The organism is Stenotrophomonas pictorum JCM 9942, from assembly GCF_001310775.1.
In the GTDB taxonomy this organism is placed as follows: Bacteria; Pseudomonadota; Gammaproteobacteria; order Xanthomonadales; family Xanthomonadaceae; genus Stenotrophomonas; species Stenotrophomonas pictorum.
Window position 1 is genome coordinate 1 of record NZ_BAZI01000018.1, and the last position, 17,541, is coordinate 17,541.

The 17,541-nt window shown below is 66.9% G+C and carries 14 protein-coding genes and 3 pseudogenes; 7 read left to right on the top strand and 10 right to left on the bottom strand.

Annotated features, from left to right (window positions below):
• The 3 genes from mutS to JCM9942_RS02425 form a co-directional block, all read right to left on the bottom strand.
• On the bottom strand, positions 1-2,300 hold a 2,300-nt coding region (gene mutS, locus JCM9942_RS02415), incomplete at its 3' end, for a DNA mismatch repair protein MutS (protein ID WP_054657361.1).
• A gap of 127 nt (positions 2,301-2,427) precedes the next feature.
• Positions 2,428-3,546 carry a metallophosphoesterase gene (locus JCM9942_RS02420; protein WP_083468374.1) on the bottom strand — a complete coding sequence of 373 codons (1,119 nt, stop codon included), beginning with the start codon at positions 3,544-3,546 and terminating at the stop codon, positions 2,428-2,430.
• A gap of 141 nt (positions 3,547-3,687) precedes the next feature.
• The gene (locus JCM9942_RS02425) at positions 3,688-5,127 is read right to left on the bottom strand and encodes a GGDEF domain-containing protein (protein WP_054657345.1); all 1,440 of its coding nucleotides are present in this window, start codon (positions 5,125-5,127) and stop codon (positions 3,688-3,690) included.
• Positions 5,128-5,438: 311 nt separating this feature from the next.
• Between JCM9942_RS02425 and JCM9942_RS02430 the strand changes: the two genes are divergently transcribed.
• The 4 genes from JCM9942_RS02430 to JCM9942_RS02440 all read left to right on the top strand — a co-directional run bounded on the left by JCM9942_RS02430 (position 5,439) and on the right by JCM9942_RS02440 (position 9,020).
• On the top strand, positions 5,439-6,950 hold the full coding sequence (locus tag JCM9942_RS02430) for a GGDEF domain-containing protein (RefSeq protein ID WP_256202270.1): 1,512 nt from the start codon (positions 5,439-5,441) through the stop codon (positions 6,948-6,950).
• On the top strand, positions 6,947-7,096 hold the full coding sequence (locus JCM9942_RS19860; protein ID WP_256202271.1) for a diguanylate cyclase domain-containing protein: 150 nt from the start codon (positions 6,947-6,949) through the stop codon (positions 7,094-7,096). Before JCM9942_RS02430 ends, JCM9942_RS19860 begins: the two co-directional genes overlap by 4 nt.
• A 48-nt stretch (positions 7,097-7,144) precedes the next feature.
• Positions 7,145-7,867 (top strand): pseudouridine synthase, encoded by a 723-nt coding sequence (locus JCM9942_RS02435; RefSeq protein ID WP_054657347.1) that lies wholly within the window; start codon positions 7,145-7,147, stop codon positions 7,865-7,867.
• Positions 7,868-7,955: 88 nt separating this feature from the next.
• Positions 7,956-9,020: a GGDEF domain-containing protein gene (locus JCM9942_RS02440; RefSeq protein ID WP_054657349.1), complete on the top strand. Its 1,065-nt coding sequence runs from the start codon at positions 7,956-7,958 to the stop codon at positions 9,018-9,020.
• A gap of 48 nt (positions 9,021-9,068) precedes the next feature.
• Here JCM9942_RS02440 and JCM9942_RS02445 read toward each other — a convergent pair.
• The 4 genes and pseudogenes from JCM9942_RS02445 to JCM9942_RS02455 all read right to left on the bottom strand — a co-directional run bounded on the left by JCM9942_RS02445 (position 9,069) and on the right by JCM9942_RS02455 (position 11,328).
• Positions 9,069-9,979, bottom strand: a pseudogene (locus JCM9942_RS02445) (DMT family transporter).
• A gap of 46 nt (positions 9,980-10,025) precedes the next feature.
• Positions 10,026-10,223: a hypothetical protein gene (locus JCM9942_RS20600; RefSeq protein WP_425478294.1), complete on the bottom strand. Its 198-nt coding sequence runs from the start codon at positions 10,221-10,223 to the stop codon at positions 10,026-10,028.
• Positions 10,224-10,291: 68 nt separating this feature from the next.
• A pseudogene (locus tag JCM9942_RS02450) lies at positions 10,292-10,884 on the bottom strand (DUF72 domain-containing protein); the annotation flags it as partial.
• A gap of 9 nt (positions 10,885-10,893) precedes the next feature.
• Positions 10,894-11,328, bottom strand: a complete 435-nt coding sequence (locus JCM9942_RS02455; protein WP_054657351.1) for a VOC family protein — start codon at positions 11,326-11,328, stop codon at positions 10,894-10,896.
• A 148-nt stretch (positions 11,329-11,476) separates the two neighbouring features.
• Between JCM9942_RS02455 and JCM9942_RS02460 the strand changes: the two are divergent.
• The 3 genes and pseudogenes from JCM9942_RS02460 to JCM9942_RS02465 form a co-directional block, all read left to right on the top strand.
• A pseudogene (locus JCM9942_RS02460) lies at positions 11,477-12,486 on the top strand (serine hydrolase domain-containing protein); the annotation flags it as partial.
• Positions 12,487-12,605: 119 nt separating this feature from the next.
• Complete coding sequence (locus JCM9942_RS20605; protein ID WP_425478293.1) at positions 12,606-13,019, top strand: DUF3471 domain-containing protein; 414 nt, start codon at positions 12,606-12,608, stop codon at positions 13,017-13,019.
• A gap of 271 nt (positions 13,020-13,290) precedes the next feature.
• Positions 13,291-15,123: an ABC transporter ATP-binding protein gene (locus JCM9942_RS02465; RefSeq protein WP_054657353.1), complete on the top strand. Its 1,833-nt coding sequence runs from the start codon at positions 13,291-13,293 to the stop codon at positions 15,121-15,123.
• 170 nt (positions 15,124-15,293) lie between these two features.
• On the opposite strand, the gene JCM9942_RS02470 is transcribed toward JCM9942_RS02465, so the two are convergent.
• From JCM9942_RS02470 to hchA, 3 genes are all read right to left on the bottom strand, one after another.
• Positions 15,294-15,806, bottom strand: a complete 513-nt coding sequence (locus tag JCM9942_RS02470; protein WP_054657355.1) for a DUF1993 domain-containing protein — start codon at positions 15,804-15,806, stop codon at positions 15,294-15,296.
• Positions 15,807-15,987: 181 nt separating this feature from the next.
• Positions 15,988-16,479 carry a thermonuclease family protein gene (locus JCM9942_RS02475; RefSeq protein WP_054657357.1) on the bottom strand — a complete coding sequence of 164 codons (492 nt, stop codon included), beginning with the start codon at positions 16,477-16,479 and terminating at the stop codon, positions 15,988-15,990.
• 223 nt (positions 16,480-16,702) lie between these two features.
• The coding region (gene hchA / locus JCM9942_RS02480; RefSeq protein ID WP_054657359.1) for a glyoxalase III HchA at positions 16,703-17,541 on the bottom strand (839 nt) is incomplete at its 5' end.

The window sequence follows — 17,541 nt, forward strand, 5'->3', positions numbered from 1 at the left end:
AGGCCGAAGCTGCGGTTGGCCGGGCCATCCTTCACTGCGTGCATGAACACCAGCGCCTCGCCATGCTCGACCGCATCCAAGTGCACGTTGGCGATGCCGCTGGCGCCCCCCTCGTGGCTTTCGTCGGCCAGCGCGGTCAGTTCGAAGTAGTGCGTGGCAAACAGGGTGTAGCAGCGGTTCTGGTAGGCCAGGTGGCGGGCCACCGCATCGGCCAGGGCCAAGCCGTCATAGGTCGAGGTGCCACGTCCGATTTCGTCCATCAACACCAGCGAGTGGGCGCTGGCATGGTGCAGGATGTAGCTGGTTTCGGCCATTTCCACCATGAAGGTGGATTGGCCCTTGGCCAGGTCGTCACCGGCGCCAATGCGGGTCAGGATGCGGTCGATCGGGCCGATCACCGCACGGCTGGCCGGCACGAAGCTGCCGATATGCGCCAGCAGCACGATCAGCGCATTCTGCCGCATGTAGGTCGACTTGCCGCCCATGTTCGGGCCGGTGATCACCAGCATGCGGCGGTCCGGATGCAGGTCCAGATCATTGGGCTCGAACGGCGCTTCGCGCACGGCTTCCACCACCGGATGACGTCCGCGTTCGATGCGCAGGCACGGTTCTTCCTGCAGCTGCGGCTGTGACCAGTCCAGCGCCTGCGCACGTTCGGCGAAGCCGGCCAGGACATCCAGTTCGCCGAGGGCGCCGGCGCAGCGCTTGAGCGGCTCCAGATGCACGGCAATGGTGTCGAGCAGGCCTTCGTACAGCAGTTTCTCTCGGCTGAGTGAACGTTCGCGGGCCGACAGCACCTTGTCCTCGAAGTTCTTCAACTCTTCGGTGATGTAGCGCTCGGCATTGGTCAGGGTCTGCCGGCGGGTGTAGTGCACCGGCGCCTTGTCGGCCTGGCCTTTGCTGATCTCGATGTAGTAGCCGTGTACCCGGTTGTAGCCGACCTTCAGCGTGGCAATGCCGCTGGCTTCGCGCTCGCGCAGCTCCAGATCGATCAGGAACTGGTCGGCATTGGTCGAGAGCCGGCGCAGCTCGTCCAGTTCGGCGTCGAAGCCTTCGGCGATCACGCCGCCGTCGGCAAGCTTCAGCGGCGGTTGTTCGGCGATCGCGCGGGCCAGCAGCTGCGCGCTTTCATCATGGGAGCCCAGTTCGGCGCGCAGCTGTTGCAGGCGCGGCGAATCCAGCGGCTGCAGTTGCGCGGCGATCGCCGGCAACAGCGCCAGACCGTCACGCAGCGTGGAAAAATCGCGCGGGCGTGCCGAGCGCAGCGCCATGCGGGTGAGGATGCGTTCGATATCACCCAGCGCGCGGAAGCTCTCGCGCAGATCGGCGTCGGCGCCGCGATCGATCAGTGTGGCGACCGCGTGGTGACGCTGCTGCAGCACCTCGCGCAGTCGCAGCGGACGGTGCAGCCAGCGCCGCAGCAGGCGCCCGCCCATCGGCGAGACGGTGCTGTCGAGTACACCGAGCAAGGTGTTGCGGGTGTCGCCGTCCACGCGCGTGTCCAGTTCCAGATGGCGGCGGGTGGCTGCGTTCATCGCGATCGCCTCACCGGCGTTTTCCATCGCGATGGAGGTCAGATGGGGCAGGCGCTGCTTCTGGGTTTCCTCGACATAGCCCAGCAACGCGCCGGCGGCGGCGGTCGCGCGCGGTTTGTCGTCGATACCGAAGCCGGAAAGATCATGCAGCTTGAAGAAATTCAACAGCTGGCGGCGGCCGCTGTCGGCATCGAACAGCCACGGCGCACGCCGCCGCACGCCGCTGCGCTGGCGCAGGAATTCCGGCCAGCCGTCTTCGTCGGGGACCAGCAGCTCGGCCGGTTCCAGGCGGGCCAATTCGGCTTCCAGTGCGTCGTCGCTGTCGACTTCGTTGACCAGGAAGCGGCCACCGGCCAGATCGGCCCAGGCCAGGCCGTAGCCGGCCTTGTTGCGCGAGATCGCCATCAGCAAGGTGTCGCGGCGCTCATCCAGCAAGGCCTCGTCGGTGACGGTGCCGGGCGTGACCACGCGCACCACCTTGCGTTCGACCAGGCCCTTGGCCAGCGCCGGATCGCCGATCTGCTCGCAGATAGCCACCGATTCGCCCAGTGCCACCAGCCGCGCCAGATAGCCTTCGAAGGAATGCACCGGCACGCCGGCCATCGGGATCGGCGCGCCGCCGGAGCTGCCACGCTGGGTCAGGGTGATATCCAGCAGGCGCGCGGCCTTGCGTGCATCGTCGTAGAACAGCTCGTAGAAATCGCCCATCCGGAAGAACAGCAGCAGGTCCGGGTAGTCGGACTTGGCGGCGAAAAACTGCTTCATCAGCGGGGTGTGTTCGGGCTTTTTCTCGGTCACGCGCTTTCCACTTCGATTGCCGGGCAGCCGGGCTGCCACAAAGGCGTCATTGTAGGGGCAGCCTGAGGGCGGGACGACGGCCGGGCTTGGCCGTTCAGTTGCCGCGGCCTTCGGCCAGCGGCACCCGCGAGCCGTCGAGCAGGCCGCGGCTGAGCTTGCCGTTCTCGATAAACAGCAGTTCGCCGTTCTCACCGTTCTTGATGCTGCTGTCGATGGCGATGATGCGATCACCGTGGAAGCTGCTCACGTGCGGCATCGAGGTGTGGCCGACCACGATCCGCCGCAGGTCCAGCTGCTCCAGCACCTGTTGCACGCCGGCAGTGTCCAGCTGGCCATCGAAATAGCCGCGGTACCAGATCGGGCTGGTCTTGCCGTCATACAGCGGGGCAAGCTTGGGATCGGCTTTCAGCTCGGCCCGGGGACGGCCGAGCGAAGCCCGGTAGGCGGCATTGGTGGCAGCCGGGTCCAGCGCCAGCTGGATCGCCTCGGGCGAAATGCCACCGTGCAGGAACAGGGTATCGCCAATGCGCAGCAGCACCGGGCGGGTGCGCAGCCATTGGCCGATCACCGAATCGGCGCCATACAGCTGCGGGTAGCTCTGGCCCAGCAGCTGCGCGCTGCGCAGATATTTGGGATTGACGTAGCTCAGGTTGTCGTAGAGCACCATCGTCTCGTGATTGCCGAGAACGAAGTGCACCGCGCCGCCCGCCTTTGCCGCCTGCTGCTGCAGGCTGTACAGCAGCCAGAACGCCTCGGTGACCTGCGGGCCACGATCAAACACGTCGCCAGCGATCACCAGCGTGTCGCGGCCCAGCGCCCAGCGGTCCTTGCCATCGATCACCTTGTTGGCGCGCAGCAGCTGCACCAGCAGCCCGTACTGGCCATGGATATCGGACAGGGCGACGATGCGGGCCGCGGCCGGCAGCGAGGAGGCTGAAGCCGGCAGTGGCTGCAGTACGGTCAGCGGGCGCGGGTAGCCGCACTGCGACGGAACCGGGGTAGTGGCGCGGCGGGCGAGCGTGCGCTCGACCACCCGGTCATTGCAGATCCATCGCGCCTGCAGTTGCCGCCCGTTGCGGAAGATGTAGGGACCGTCGCTGTCCACGTGCGCCGCCGGGGCGGAGAGCTCTCTGGCGCTGGCCACGCCGGGCAGCAGCAGGGTGGCGTGGAGCAGCAGGGCGGCCCAGCGGGTGGCGGTACGGGCAAATGACATGGACGACATCCGGCAGACGAGGGGCGGGCGGGGGGACATCCGCCACCCCATGCTACGTGGCCGCACGCGTGCGGGCATCGGCCATTGGTTGGCCCGGCCGGCGAAGGTAATGGGCTACCGGCCTGCGCCGGCGCCGAGAAGTCAGCGGTTCTGAAGCGATGCACGGTCCGGGGCTTCCGGCAGGCTGTCGTCGGCCAGCACGATGCGGTTGCGGCCCTGTTTCTTGGCCTGGTACATCGCGGCATCGGCGCGTGCCATGACCCGTTCGTAATCCGGGTGCCCGTCATACAGGGCGACCCCGATGCTGGTGGTGATCGCCAATGGCTGGCCATCGGCCAGGAGCACGGGTGAATCGGAAATACGCCGGCACAGGCCATCGGCGATGACCAGCGCCTGACGCTCGTCCACCGCCACCAGCACCACCACGAACTCCTCGCCGCCATAGCGGAACACGTAGTCGCTGCCACGGGTGAACTGGCTGAGCATGCTGGCGATGTGCTGCAGGGCGCGGTCGCCGGCCTCATGGCCGTGCTGGTCGTTGATGCTCTTGAAGTGATCCAGATCCAGCAGCAACACCGCAAAGCCGGCCTTGTTCTTGTTCGCCAGCTCGATTTCCCGGCGCAGGACGGTCGGCAGGAAGCGGCGATTGAGCAGGTTGGTCAGGGCATCGCAACCGGCGTCCAGTTCGCCGATACGCTCGAACAGCATCCCCAGCAGGTTGCGTATCTGGCCGACGCGCGCCCGCACTTCCTGCAGATGGGCCGAACGCACCTTGAGGTCGCGCTTTGTATCCAGGGTGTCATGCAGGGTCTGGTCCACTGCGGCCATCAGCGCGCAGATCTGCTGGGTTTCGGAGCTTTCACCGAAGCTGGGAATGCCCTTGTGGGTCAGCCACAGGCCGAACTCGGAGCCGGCCAGCGACTGGAACTCCGGTGTCTCGTTCTGGCTGGCCAACGCATAAAGCAAGGTGTTTTCCCAGTCCAGCAGCAGGGCGCGCTGGCGTTCGCGCTCGGTACCCACGTTCTGCACCAGCGAGAACAGCCGGTATGCCGCATCGGTGCGCGAGGAGCGTTCGCGTGCATTGGAGTAGGCCAGGGTCATGCATTCCAGTGCGATGTCGAACGAGGCGGTAAGGCAGGCAACGGCGGCGTGCGCGTGTTCGCTGTGTCCGGCCTGCTCGCTGATCAGCTGGAAAAGCCGCTGTTTCAGCACCCGCATGCCGCGGGTCACCAGGTCGACGGGGATGCCGACCCGGGCGTGGACATCGCCCACCACCCGCTGGGCGGCGATCAGCGATTCCACCCGTTCCGGCGTGGCCAGCAGCAGGTCCCGCACCCAGCGCTGCATGGCCGGCTGCAGGCGCGTACGCACCTGGTCGTGTGACAGCAGCCGTGAGGCCCGCTTGTCATCCAGCATCACCTGATAGAAATGCACCGCCATTTCGGCTGCGCCGGTATCGGCAAGCTGGGCCAACACCTGCGTCGCGGCAGGGCCGGCTTCGGTCAGTCCACGTTGCCAGGCGGCAACCAGCGCCGGATTCTCGGTGTCGATAGCGGACGAAACGGCGGTAATGCTATGCATGACAGAGTGCGCGACTGCTCAAGGTAGGCAGGCGTTATCGGCAGAAAGGGCAAGTACTTTAGCGGTGAACCGGGATGGAGGTCACGGCTGGCGGGAACGAGGCAGGGGATTGGGACGGGAATAGCTGCGGTCGGGCGGGGGGGGGGGCGGGGTAGTGCTGGGTGAATTGACAAGTCGGGTACAAGAGTGACTTCCCGGACCTGAGGCAGATGCCGCGACGCCTTCACGTGATGGATGCGCCGGGTTCTTGCGATAATCTGAGCCGGCGCATTGGAGTGCGCGTTGGGGATGGCATGGTGGAAGGATGCAAGGTGGCAGGTACACGTGGCGCAACGATGATCGTCGCCATGCTCCTGCTGGCACTGGTAGGTGTGGTCTGGTCCGGGGCAGGCAATGCTGGGCCGCTGCAGCTTGACCGTGACTATCTGCTGGTTGGCGCGGCCACCGATCAACAGGCGCCGATACGGACCTGTTCGCCGGAGGCGCTGGCGCGGCTGAACGATGGCATCGATATTCCGGCGCCCGCCGGCGGCTGGTCCGGCGCGCCGCAGGCGGTGGATGTGTTCAACGTGTTCGCCGGCGAGGTGATGATCCATCACGGTGACCGCCAGGTCTGCGGACACATGCAGGACGCGCGCACCCGCGATTCCCGGTTCCGGGCCGGTATCGGCATGGTGGTGGTGCCCAAGGCCGGCAGCCGCGAGCCGATCCAGGTCGCCTGGGAGCCGCCGCTCAAGGCCCGCTGGATTCCGACGGTACGACTGGGGGCCCCCAGTCCGGTGCAGCAGATCGATACCGTGCGCCTGCTGATCCGCACCGCCTGCATCGCCATCGCGTTGGCATTGGCGTTGTCGGCGTTGATCGGTTTTCTCACCACACTTGGGCGCGAATTCCTGCTGTACGCGCTGGTGTGCGTGCTGCTGGTGGTCTGGCAGTCGGTACTGAGCGGGCTGAGCGGCTACCCCGAGCCGTGGTTGCCGGTGGGACGCACGGCAGCGTGGTGGCAGGTCGCGCTGTCCTCGCTGCGGGTCGCGGTGATGGGCTGGATCATGTGGCGGCTGTGCGGGGGGCCACGGGTGCTGCAGCGCTCGCGGCCGGTGATGAAAGGCCTGCTGGCCGTGCTGGTCGTGCTCGCGCTGGGCGCGCCGGCGATGCCGTGGCCACTGCTGTCGTGGGTGGGAACGGCCCTGGACCATCTGTTCCTGCTGATCTGCGCGCTGACCTTCCTGCTGGGGGGCGTGTCGCTGTACCGGCGCAATTTCAGGGCGCTGGAGGGGCTGGCCGCGGTGCTGCCGCTGCTGGTGATCGAACTGGCGGATCTGTTCGGCAGCCGGCTGCTGGTCCAGTACCGGGTCGAAATCATCCAGCTGTCGGTCACCTGGTTTTTGATGGTGTCGGCCTATTCACTCAACCGTGGCCTGGGCCGTCTGCGCCAGCAGCGCGACGAGATGCGGCATCTGGCCGATACCGATGCGCTTACCGGGCTGCCCAACCGTCGCGCCGGCTTGCGCCAGCTTGAGCAGTACATGCAGCAGGCGCGCGCCAGTGCACAGCCGCTGTCGATCGGCTTTCTCGATATCGATCTGTTCAAGCAGATCAATGACCGCTACGGCCACGATGTGGGCGACGAGGTGCTGGTGCTGGTCGCCAGGACGCTGGCGCAAGGCGTGCGTAACAAGATGGATGTGATCCGCATGGGCGGCGAGGAGTTCCTCGTGCTGCTGCCGGGCACAACGGCCGGCGTGGCTGCGCCGCGGCTGGAGCAGATGCGCGAGAAAATCACGCACAACGCCCGGAATCTGCAGCATGAAGGCTGGTGGTGACGGTCAGCATCGGGCTGGCGCAGCTGCAGGCGCGGGACGAGGATGTGGCCGGGCTGATGCGGCGGGCCGACAACGCGATGTACCGGGCCAAGCGCGCGGGCCGCAATCGCGTGGTGGATGCGGGCTCGGAGCTGGAAACCGCCTGAACCGGCCGCGCGCTGTTCGGACAGCAGGCGATGGCGGATAATCGCCCGATGACAATCCGAATCAACAAGCACATTGCCGAAACCGGCTTCTGTTCCCGCCGTGAGGCCGATCGCCTGCTCGCCGCCCGCCGCGTCACCGTCAACGGCATCGTTGCCGGCACCGGCGCCGTGGTGGGCGAGGGCGATCAGGTGCTGGTCGATGGCCAGCCGCTGCGCACCCGCGCCGTTCACAAGAGCACTGGCCGTCGCCATGTCTATATCGCGCTGAACAAGCCGGTGGGCATCACCTGCACCACCGAGACCGAGGTCAACGGCAACATCGTCGACTTCGTCGGGCACGAGCAGCGGATTTTCCCGATCGGCCGGCTGGACAAGGATTCCGAAGGCCTGATCCTGATGACCAGCAATGGTGACATCGTCAACAAGATCCTGCGTGCAGAAAACGGCCATCAGAAGGAATACCTGGTGGCCGTCAACAAGCCGGTCACCGACCAGTTCCTGCGCGGCATGGCCCGTGGTGTGCGCATCCACAACGAGATGACGCTGCCGTGCCGCACCTCGCGCATCGCCAAATTCGGCTTCCGCATCATTCTCGAGCAGGGTCTGAACCGGCAGATCCGGCTGATGGCCGCGGAGTTCGGCTACCGCGTCACCCAGCTGCGGCGCGTGCGCATCGACAACATCAAGCTCGGTGCACTCAAGCCCGGACAGTGGCGCAATCTCACCGAACAGGAGTTGCGCGGCCTGCTGCCGCAACAGACCGATTGGTGAAGTGTGACCGGCTCGCTGCCGTCTCTGCGTGCGGTGGCTAGAATCCCAGATGCCCACCTGATGCCAGCCGCCGGATCGGAAACCGAGCATGATCAAACCCGCGCTTCCCGCCAATGAAGCCGAACGTCTGGCGGCGCTGCACCGCTACCGCATCCTGGATACCGCGCGTGAGCAGGAGTTCGAGGATCTGGTGACCATCGCCCGCACACTGTGCGGGACGGCGATGGGCGCGGTGACCCTGATCGATCAGGACCGCCAATGGTTCAAAGCGCTGCAGGGGTTTGAGAGCGAGCAGACCACGCGTGACGAGGCGTTCTGCGCCCATGCCATTCTCCAGCCGGGGCAGCTGACCGTGGTTCCGGATGCGCGGCAGGATGCCCGCTTTTGCGGCAATCCGGCGGTGGTTGGGGAACCGAACATCCGCTTCTATGCCGGTGCCCCCCTGTTGAGCAGTGACGGCCATGCGCTGGGAACCCTGTGTGTGTTCGATTCGGCGCCCGGCATGCTGGATGCGGACCGTGCCAGCGCCCTGCGCGCGCTGTCGCGGCAGGTGGGACGGATGATGGAAATGCGTCTGCTGCGCCGCGAGATCGACCATCACCATCGCGAGCACGCGTGGTACGAGGCACGGCTGGCCGAGTACTACCAGCAGCTGGAACAGACCAATCTGGAGCTGTCCGAACAGACCCGCACCGATCCGCTGACCGGCCTGCCCAACCGCCGCGCCCTGGCCGCGGCGATGTCCGCCTCGATCGAACGCGCCGTCGAAGGGCCGCCGGCGGTGGCCATCGTCGATATCGACCACTTCAAGAGGGTCAACGACATCCACGGCCACAGCGAGGGCGACCGCGTGCTGACCGAGCTGGCCGATGTGCTGCGCGCGCAGTTTGCCGGACGCGGCATGGCTGCCCGCTTCGGTGGCGAGGAATTCGTGATCCTGATGCCCGGGACCCCGCTGCACCAGGCCGAATTGCAATGCCACTACCTGCGCGAGGCCGTGCGCCTGTTGCCGATCGGGCTGCCGTTGTCGGTCAGCATCGGTCTGGCCGCGCACCGTGCCGGGGAAACCCCGGCCGATACCCTGCGCCGGGCCGATGCCGCGCTCTACCAGGCCAAGGCCCAGGGCCGCGACCGGGTCGTGCTGGCCGACTGAGCCGGCCCTGCCGGCAGGACGGAGCGAGCTCGTTGCCGTGTGTGGCGCTCAGCTGGCGGTGGCGGCCGGCCGCAGGCGGTTGAGCAGCGGATGCAGGAACACGCCACCGAGGATGATCGTCACACCCAGATAGAACTGCGCTGACAGTTCATGCTGCTCGGCCAGGAACAGCATCGCCAGCACAATGGCGTACACCGGCTCCAGGTTGGTTACCAGCTGCACCGTGTAGGCGCTCAGGTGGCGCAGCGCGACCAGTGCCAGCGCGAACGGCAGCAGCGTGCACAGCCCCGACAGGCCAGCAGCAGCAGGCCATCGTGCAGATCCGGCAGAACCCACAGATCGCTGGCCAGGGCCGGCAGCAGGAACGGCAGCAGCGGCGCCAGCAGGGTCAGAGTCAGGGTGCCGGCGCCCAGCTCCAGCGCGGTCACCGTCAGCGGGTCGGCGTGGCCGACCATGCGCTTGTTGAACGAGCCGAAGATGGCGACCAGCAACGCCGACAGCGCGCCCACCGCCACGCCCAGGCGCATGCCATCGGGCACGCCGCCGACCACCAGCGCCACGCCCGGCAGTACCACCACACCCAGCGCCAGTTCGCGCAGCTGGAACGGACGCCGGGCGATCCATGGTTCGATGATCGCGGTGAACACCGGCGCCAGCGCGATGCAGGTCGCCGCCACCGAGGCGTTGGCCAGCTTCACCGCACCGTAGAAGGTCAGCCAGTGCAACGCCACCAGCGCGCCGATGCCGGCATAGCCGAGTACCAGCCGTGTGCTGAGGCTGGACAGCCCGCGCCAGACCCGCGGCAGCAGCGCCAGCATCGCCACCACCAGCAGCATCCGCCACCACACCAGCGGCAGGGCGGGCAGGGTGATCAGCTTGCCGAGGATGGCGGTCACGCCCCACAACAGCACACAGAAATGGATTTGCAGCAGGGCTTTGCGGGTGTCGTTCATCGGCATGGGCGAATTGTCGCCGATGCCTGGTCCGGTCGCTGTGCCGCTTCCGTCACTTTTCGCCCAGAAGCCGCAACAGTGCCTGCGCCGCCGCCGGGTTGCGGTGCTTGGCGGCACTGATGAAGTAGATGAACACCTCGCGCGGGGTGCTGGCGACGGTGTCCGGCCGCACCAGGTACGGCAGATCGGCAGGCGCGGCCCCCTGTCGCCAGCGGTGCGCGCGTTCGGCCCACTGGGCCAGTTCCGGCAACGGGTAGCCGCTGCGTGTACGTCGCGACTGTCCATCAGTCGCGCATAGACGAAGTCGCCGCACAGGTCGGCGGCGTTGGGATGCGTGGCCGAGTCGGTATAGACCAGTGCCATGCCGTGCTGCCGGGCCAGCGCCACCAGTTGCGCGGTGAACACGCTGCGCTCGCGCACTTCCAGCGCATGCCGCTGCTGGCGCCCGTTGACCCGCGTTGGCAGCAGCGCCAGGAAGCGGGCGAAGTCGTCCGCTTCCAGCGCACGCCCGGCCTCGAACTGCCACAGCAGCGGCCCCAGCCGGGCACCCAGATGGCTGATGCCATCGATGAAATCCTCGACCTGCGCACCGGTAGACGCCAGCTTGCGTGCGGTGAAGATGCGCTTGGGCGCTTGGCCGAGAACACGAAACCTTCCGGCGTGGCATCGCGCCAGGCGGCATAGATCGCCGGTTTCTGCGCGCCGTAGTAGGTGCTGTTGATCTCGATACTGGTCAGCTGGCGGCTGGCGAACTCCAGCTCGCGCCGTTGCACCAGCCCGGGCGGATAGAACGCGCCGCCACGCCAGGGGGCATAGGTCCAGCCGCCGATGCCGACATGGAAGCCGGACGGCGAACGGACATCGCGGGAAAACAGGTCATCCATGCGCAACGTGTCCACGCGAAGCACCATTGTGCCGGGTCAGGGAGCCGTCGGCGCCTGCCAGGGATCGTAGCTGCCGAACCACCACAGATGGCCTTCGATATCGCGGCAGCCATAGCCGCGGCCGCCGTAGTCCTGGTCGGCGAGTGCGATGACGATCTGCGCGCCGGCGGCCCGGGCGCGGACGCAGTGGGCATCGGCGTCGGAGACGATCACGCAGACGCTCTGGGTTTCCCGGCCGCCCACCTCATCGGGCTGGACCATGTTCGCACCCCATGGGCCGGGCTGCACCGAGCCGAGCATCAGCATGCCGTTGCCGAACACCAGCTGCGCGTGGTGGACGATGTCACCGTCCCGGTACACCGCATGGCGCTGGAAACCGAACGCGTGGCACAGCCAGTCGATGGCGGCTGGCGCATCGCGGTAGCGCAGGCACGGAACAAAGGTGGCGGTGGTGCGGGCGGCAAGTTCCATGGCGGCGTTCCTGCGGGCGGTGGAAGGCGAGCGTGCGCGTGCGCGCGTTACCATCGCGGCAAGGCCGGCCCGTGCGGGGCGGGTATCGATCCAGAGGGAACACACATTGAACAACTGGTTGGGCGGCGGGCTGGTGCTCGCGATGGGGATGGCCGCACAGGCCGCGTTGGCACAGGAAACCGTGACGCCGGCGCAATTGCAGCAGCTCGATGCCACCGTGGAACGGGTACGTGAGCAGTTCGACGTGCCGGGCGTGGCGGTGGCGGTGGTCAAGGACGGCAAGGTCATCCTGCAGCGTGGCTGGGGCGTGCGCGAGCTGGGCAAGCCCGAGCAGGTGCAGGCCGACACGCTGTTCGCCATCGCCTCCAACACCAAGGCCTTCACCGCCACGGCGCTGAACCTGCTGGCCGAGGACGGCAAGCTGAAAATGGACGACCGGGTGATCGACCACCTGCCCTCGTTCCGTATGTCCGATTCCTATGTCACCGGCGAGATGCGCATCCGCGATCTGCTCGCGCACCGCAGCGGCCTGAGCCTGGGGGCCGGTGACCTGCTGTTCTGGCCGACCACCACCTACTCCAATGCCGAGGTCGTGGCGCGGCTGGCCAAGGTGCCACTCAAGGGCGGCTTCCGCGACCGCTACGCCTACGACAACATCCTCTATGCCGTGGCCCAGCAGGTGATCGAGACTGTGTCCGGACAGTCGTTCGATGCTTTCCTGCAGCAGCGCATCTTCGACAAGGTCGGCATGGCCGGCACCCGCTACAACGCCGATCACCTCCAGCCCGGTGACAAGGCCGCCGTCGGCCACGCCAAGTTCGATTTCACCGACCTGCGCCCGGTGCCGCCGCTGACCTGGTCCAACGCCGCCGGCGCCGGTGGCCTGTATTCCAGCGTGCAGGACATGGCCAAGTGGATGAACGTGCAGCTGGCCGAAGGCCGGCTCGCCGATGGCACGCCGCTGTTCAGCGAGAAGACCCAGCAGCAGATGTGCAGATGCAGATTCCGCAGGTCGTGCCCAAACCGTCGGTCCCGGAACTGGACGCGGCACGGCCGAACTTCGCCGGCTACGCCGAGGGCTGGAGCCTGAGTGACTATCGCGGCCAGAAGCTGGTCTGGCACACCGGCGGCTGGCCGGGACAGGTGTCGCGGCTCACCCTGGTGCCGGGGCAGGAGCTGGGCGTGGTGGTGTTGACCAATGCCGAGTCCGGCGCCGCGTTCAACGCCATCACCATGAGCGTGCTCGATGCGATGCTCGAGGCGCCGGCGCACGACTGGTGGGTGCCTATGCCGCCGCCGTGGCCAAGTCGCAGGACAAGGCCGATGAAAGCTGGGCCAACCATGTGGCCGCGCGCGATGCCAAATCCAAGCCCTCGCTGCCGCTGGCCGGCTATGCCGGTGCGTACCGTGATGCGTGGTATGGCGATGTGTTCGTCGAGCAGCGTAGCGGCAAGCTGCGGCTGCGCTTCGGTGCCACCGCCGATCTGGTCGGCACCATGGAGCACTGGCAGCACGACACCTTCATCGTGCGCTGGGACAACCGCTCGCTCAACGCCGACGCCTTCGTCACTTTCAGCCTCGACCCCGACGGCAAGGTGCGCGAGGTGCGCATGCAGGCGGTGTCTTCGCTGACCGATTTCAGCTTCGATTTCCAGGATCTGCTGCTGGTGCCGGTGTCTGACAAGAAATGAGTGCCACGGCGCCATCGGTCAGGCCGGTGGTCGCCAAGCGGCAGGCCGGTTCCATCACGCCGGCGCTGCCGGGTCACCACCGGCGGGGCAGATAGCGCGACCGGTTTTCCCGGCAGTCCGGCATGCCGAACTACCGGCGATAGCGGGACCGTTCCGCCCGCAGGCGGGCCTGGCCGTGGTGGTGGCGCACAGCCAGGCGCGTGCCCTGTGCGCTCTGTACTGCAGGGATACGCGACAATGGCCCACCTCGTCTGATCGCTGGCCTGCTTCCATGTTCCGTTGGTTCGAATCCCGCCTGGACCCGTTCCCGTCCGATCCGCCCGCGCAGCCGCCGCGCGGGCTGTATGCGTTCTGCCGGCACTACACGCGTGGCGCGGAAAAATGGCTGCTGCTGATGGCGCTGACCACCGCCGGCATCGCGGTGGCCGAGCTGGCGCTCTACGCCTATGTCGGCGCGCTGGTGGACCGGCTCGGCAGCAGCACGCCGGCCAGCTTTCTCGCGGCCGAAGGCCCGCGCCTGCTGTGGATGGCGCTGCTGGTGCTGGTCGGGCTGCCGTTGCTGGTGATGGTCAATTCGCTGGTGCAGCACCAGACCCTGCTGGGCAATTTCCCGATGCGGATCCGCTGGAGCGTGCACCGCTACCTGTTGCGGCAGTCGATGGGCTATTTCCAGGACGAGTTCGCCGGGCGCATCGCCACCAAGCTGATGCAGACCTCGCTGGCGGTGCGCGAGACGGTGGTCAAACTGTTCGACATCGGCAATTACGTGCTCGTGTTCTTCATCGGCACGCTGGTGGTGGCCGGTGCCACGGATTGGCGGATGATGCTGCCGTTCGTGGCCTGGCTGATCGGGTATGCGCTGTTGATGTGGCATTTCGTGCCCCGCATGGAACGCATCTCGCGCGAGCAGGCCGACGCGCGCTCGGAGATGACCGGGCGCATCGTCGACAGCTACACCAATATCGCCACGGTCAAGCTGTTCTCGCATTCGCGGCGCGAGCAGGCCTACGCACGCGAAGCGATGGCCGGCTTCCTGGACAAGGTGCATCCACAGATGCGGCTGGCAACGCGGGTCTACTCGCTGCTGTATGCGCTGAACATGCTGCTGCTGTTTTCCTCGGTGGTGCTGGGGCTGTGGCTGTGGCAGGGCGGCGTGGTGAGCGCCGGTGCGATCGCCGTGACCGTGGCGCTGGTGCTGCGCATGCTGGGCATGTCGCAGTGGATCATGTGGGAGCTGTCGTCTTTGTTCGAGAACATCGGCACCGTGCATGACGGCATCAACTCGATCTCGCTGCCGCCGACGGTGGACGATGCGCCCGGCGCTCCGGAACTGGCGCACTTGGCCGGCGACATCCGTTTCGAGGGCGTGTCCTTCCACTACGGCAAGCATCAGGGCCTGATCGAAGGGCTGGACCTGCACGTGCGTGCCGGCGAGAAGATCGGCGTGGTCGGGCGCTCGGGCGCGGGCAAATCCACCCTGGTCAACCTGCTGCTGCGCTTCCACGACGTCGAACGCGGCCGCATCCTCGTCGATGGCGTCGATATCGCTTCGGTGCAGCAGGACTCACTGCGCGCACACATCGGCGTGGTCACCCAGGACACCTCGCTGCTGCACCGCTCGATCCGCGAGAACCTGCTGTACGGTCGCCCCGACGCGAGCGAGGCGCAGATGCGCGCGGCCGTGGCCAAGGCGCGTGCCGATGGCTTCATCGCCGAGCTGCACGACAGCGAGGGCCGCCACGGCTACGACGCCCATGTCGGCGAGCGCGGCGTGAAGCTCTCCGGCGGCCAGCGCCAGCGCATCGCCATTGCCCGCGTGCTGCTCAAGGACGCGCCGATCCTGATCCTGGACGAGGCGACCTCGGCGCTGGATTCGGAAGTGGAGGCGGCCATCCAGGAGAGCCTGGACGAGCTGATGGGCAACAAGACGGTGATCGCCATCGCCCACCGCCTGTCCACCATCGCGCGCATGGACCGGCTGGTGGTGATGGACCAGGGGCGCATTGTCGAGACCGGCACCCATGCGCAACTGATTGCCGCCGGTGGCCTGTATGCGCGGCTGTGGGCGCGGCAGACCGGGGGCTTTGTGGCGGCGGAGGACTGAGGCGGCGTTCCCGGGCGCGGCCGTTGGCCTTGCCCGGACTACGGCCTGTTGTCTGCCGGCAACAAAAAGCCCCCGCCAGCAGCGCCGGCGGAGGCTTTCAGCGGGTAGCCCGGGTAAGCGGAGCGCACCCGGGGTTTCCTCAATTTGGCAAAGCCTGTCGGGTCGCAGACTCAGTAGCTGCCCATGTAATCGCGCTTGCCCAGCTCCACACCGTTGTGGCGCAGGATCGCGTAGCTGGTGGTCACGTGGAAGAAGAACTGCGGCAGCCCGTACTGCAGCAGATACACGCTGCCCTGCAGCTTCTTCTCCTTCGGCGTGCCGGCGCGCAGCACGATCTCGCGCGACTCGCTGCCCTCGAACTGTTCGGCACTGAAGCTGTCCACATGTGCCAGCGTTCTGGCGATCAGCGCCTGCAGCTCGGCGAAGCCGGCCTCGGCATTGTCCGGCCACGAGGGCACTTCGGTATTGGCCAGACGCGAGCTGATGCCCTTGGCGAAATCGGCCGCGATCTGCACCTGGCGCACCAGCGGGAACATGTCCGGGAACAGGCGCGCGCCGAGCAGCGCGTTGGGGTCGATCTTCTTTTCGGTGGCGTGGGCTTCGGCCTTGGCCAACACCTCGGACAGGGCGGAGAGCATCTGCTTGAGAACGGGAATCGAGGCGCTGTACATCGAAAGGGACATGGTGGAACTCCTTGAGAGGGGAAAGCCGACGCGGGCGACGACCACGTGTGTAATCAAAGTCCCCACAGCATAGGCGCTCTGCTGCCGCCAGGTTGCCGCCCTGGCCGGTGGATCGTGGAACGCAGCATGTCATGCCGCCGGCCGGAGCCGGCCATGCGCGGCGTCCGCCGGCCCTTGGCCGTCAGTTCTGCGCCTTCTTCGCGCGTCGTGCCGCCGCTTCATTGCGGCGGAACTGCCACGGCGCCACCGGGTGGGGATCGGCCCACAGACCGGTGCCGCTCACGCGCGCCTGGATTTCCAGTACCGGCATCAGGCGGTCATTCAAGTAGTCGGTATAGGCCCAGGCCATGCCGGCCCTGACCATTTCCCGGTTCACGTTGACGCCCTGCACATGCAGCACGCCGATGGTGCGGCCGTAACGATCCTTGCCGTCTTCGACCACCCGCACCGTGCGCCCGAACACCAGCGCCGACAGATGCTGCTGCGAACGGGTGCCAAAGGCCTGGCGTTTTTCCGGGGCGTCGATACTGCCCAGCCGCACCCGCACCTGCTCGCGGTTGTGCAGCACCGTGACCGTGTCGCCATCGGCGACCTTGACCACCCGGCCATCAAAATCGGCATGTGCGCTGGCGCTGACGGCCAGCAGCAGGACAAAAGCAATTACGTGTTTCATCGGAACTCGTGGGTATCAAACAACGGCATCCACGAGCGCACTACTCACAAATACCACCAGTTGCGCCGGAGCGGCGCGATTGCGGGAGGGAAGGGCGCACTGCACGGATGCACATGCCGCGTGCAGCGCGTTGCGTGTCCGCTCCCCCACCGGGGGGCGTCAGCTTAATGATCGGGCGCGAAGCTGCAAGCGCGGCGAAACGCCGCGCGGTGATGGCTGCCGGCTATCGGTTGTGGACGGCCTCCAGCAGCGTGGTGGCGGCCAGCTTGCCCAACGGGTTGGCGGCCAGCGGACTGTCGCCGGTCAGCAGGGTACCGTCGCGGTGCACCGCCCCGGAGATACCGGTGTTGAGGATGTCGAAGCCCAGGGCCTTGAGCTGCTCGCCGAACTTCCAGGTCAGGTGGCCGGGCATGTAGCCGATGTCGGGCGTCTGCGCGTCCATCGCATCGGGAAAGGCGACGATCTTCTTGCCCCGGTAGATCGGGCTGTCGCCCACGGCCAGAAACGCCGCCGGGCCATGGCACAGCGAGATCACGAACTTGTTCTTTGCCGCAGCCCATTCAAGCACCGCCTTGACCTCCGGGCTTTCCGGCAGGCCGATCAGCGCGCCATGGCCGCCGGGGATGAACACCCCGAGGTAGTCCGAATCCTCACCCAGCGCCGTCTCGACCACGTCGGCCAGCTTCAGCGGTTGTTTGAACGCCTCGCGGTACCTGGCGAACAGCCCCAATACCTCGGTGTCTTCTGAAGGCATCGCCCAGTATTCGAACTTCACCGGATTGCCGGACAGCGTGGCGACGTCGAAGGCGAAGCCGGCCTTGTCCAGGTGGTACATCGGCAGCAGGGTCTCCACCGGATGGTTGCCGGTGGAGAACAGGGTGCCGTTGTCGGTGAGCAGATAGCGCTCATCGGCGCCGATCATCAGCAGCTTCCAGCGCCCGCCGGTGTAGGGCGTGGAATAGTCCGCACCGTCCAGGTCGGAGGTGGGCGAGGTGAACTGGCTCAGCGAGTAGGGCGACGGAAAGAACGCGTTGTCTTCGGCCGGATCGGGGGTGGGGCGGC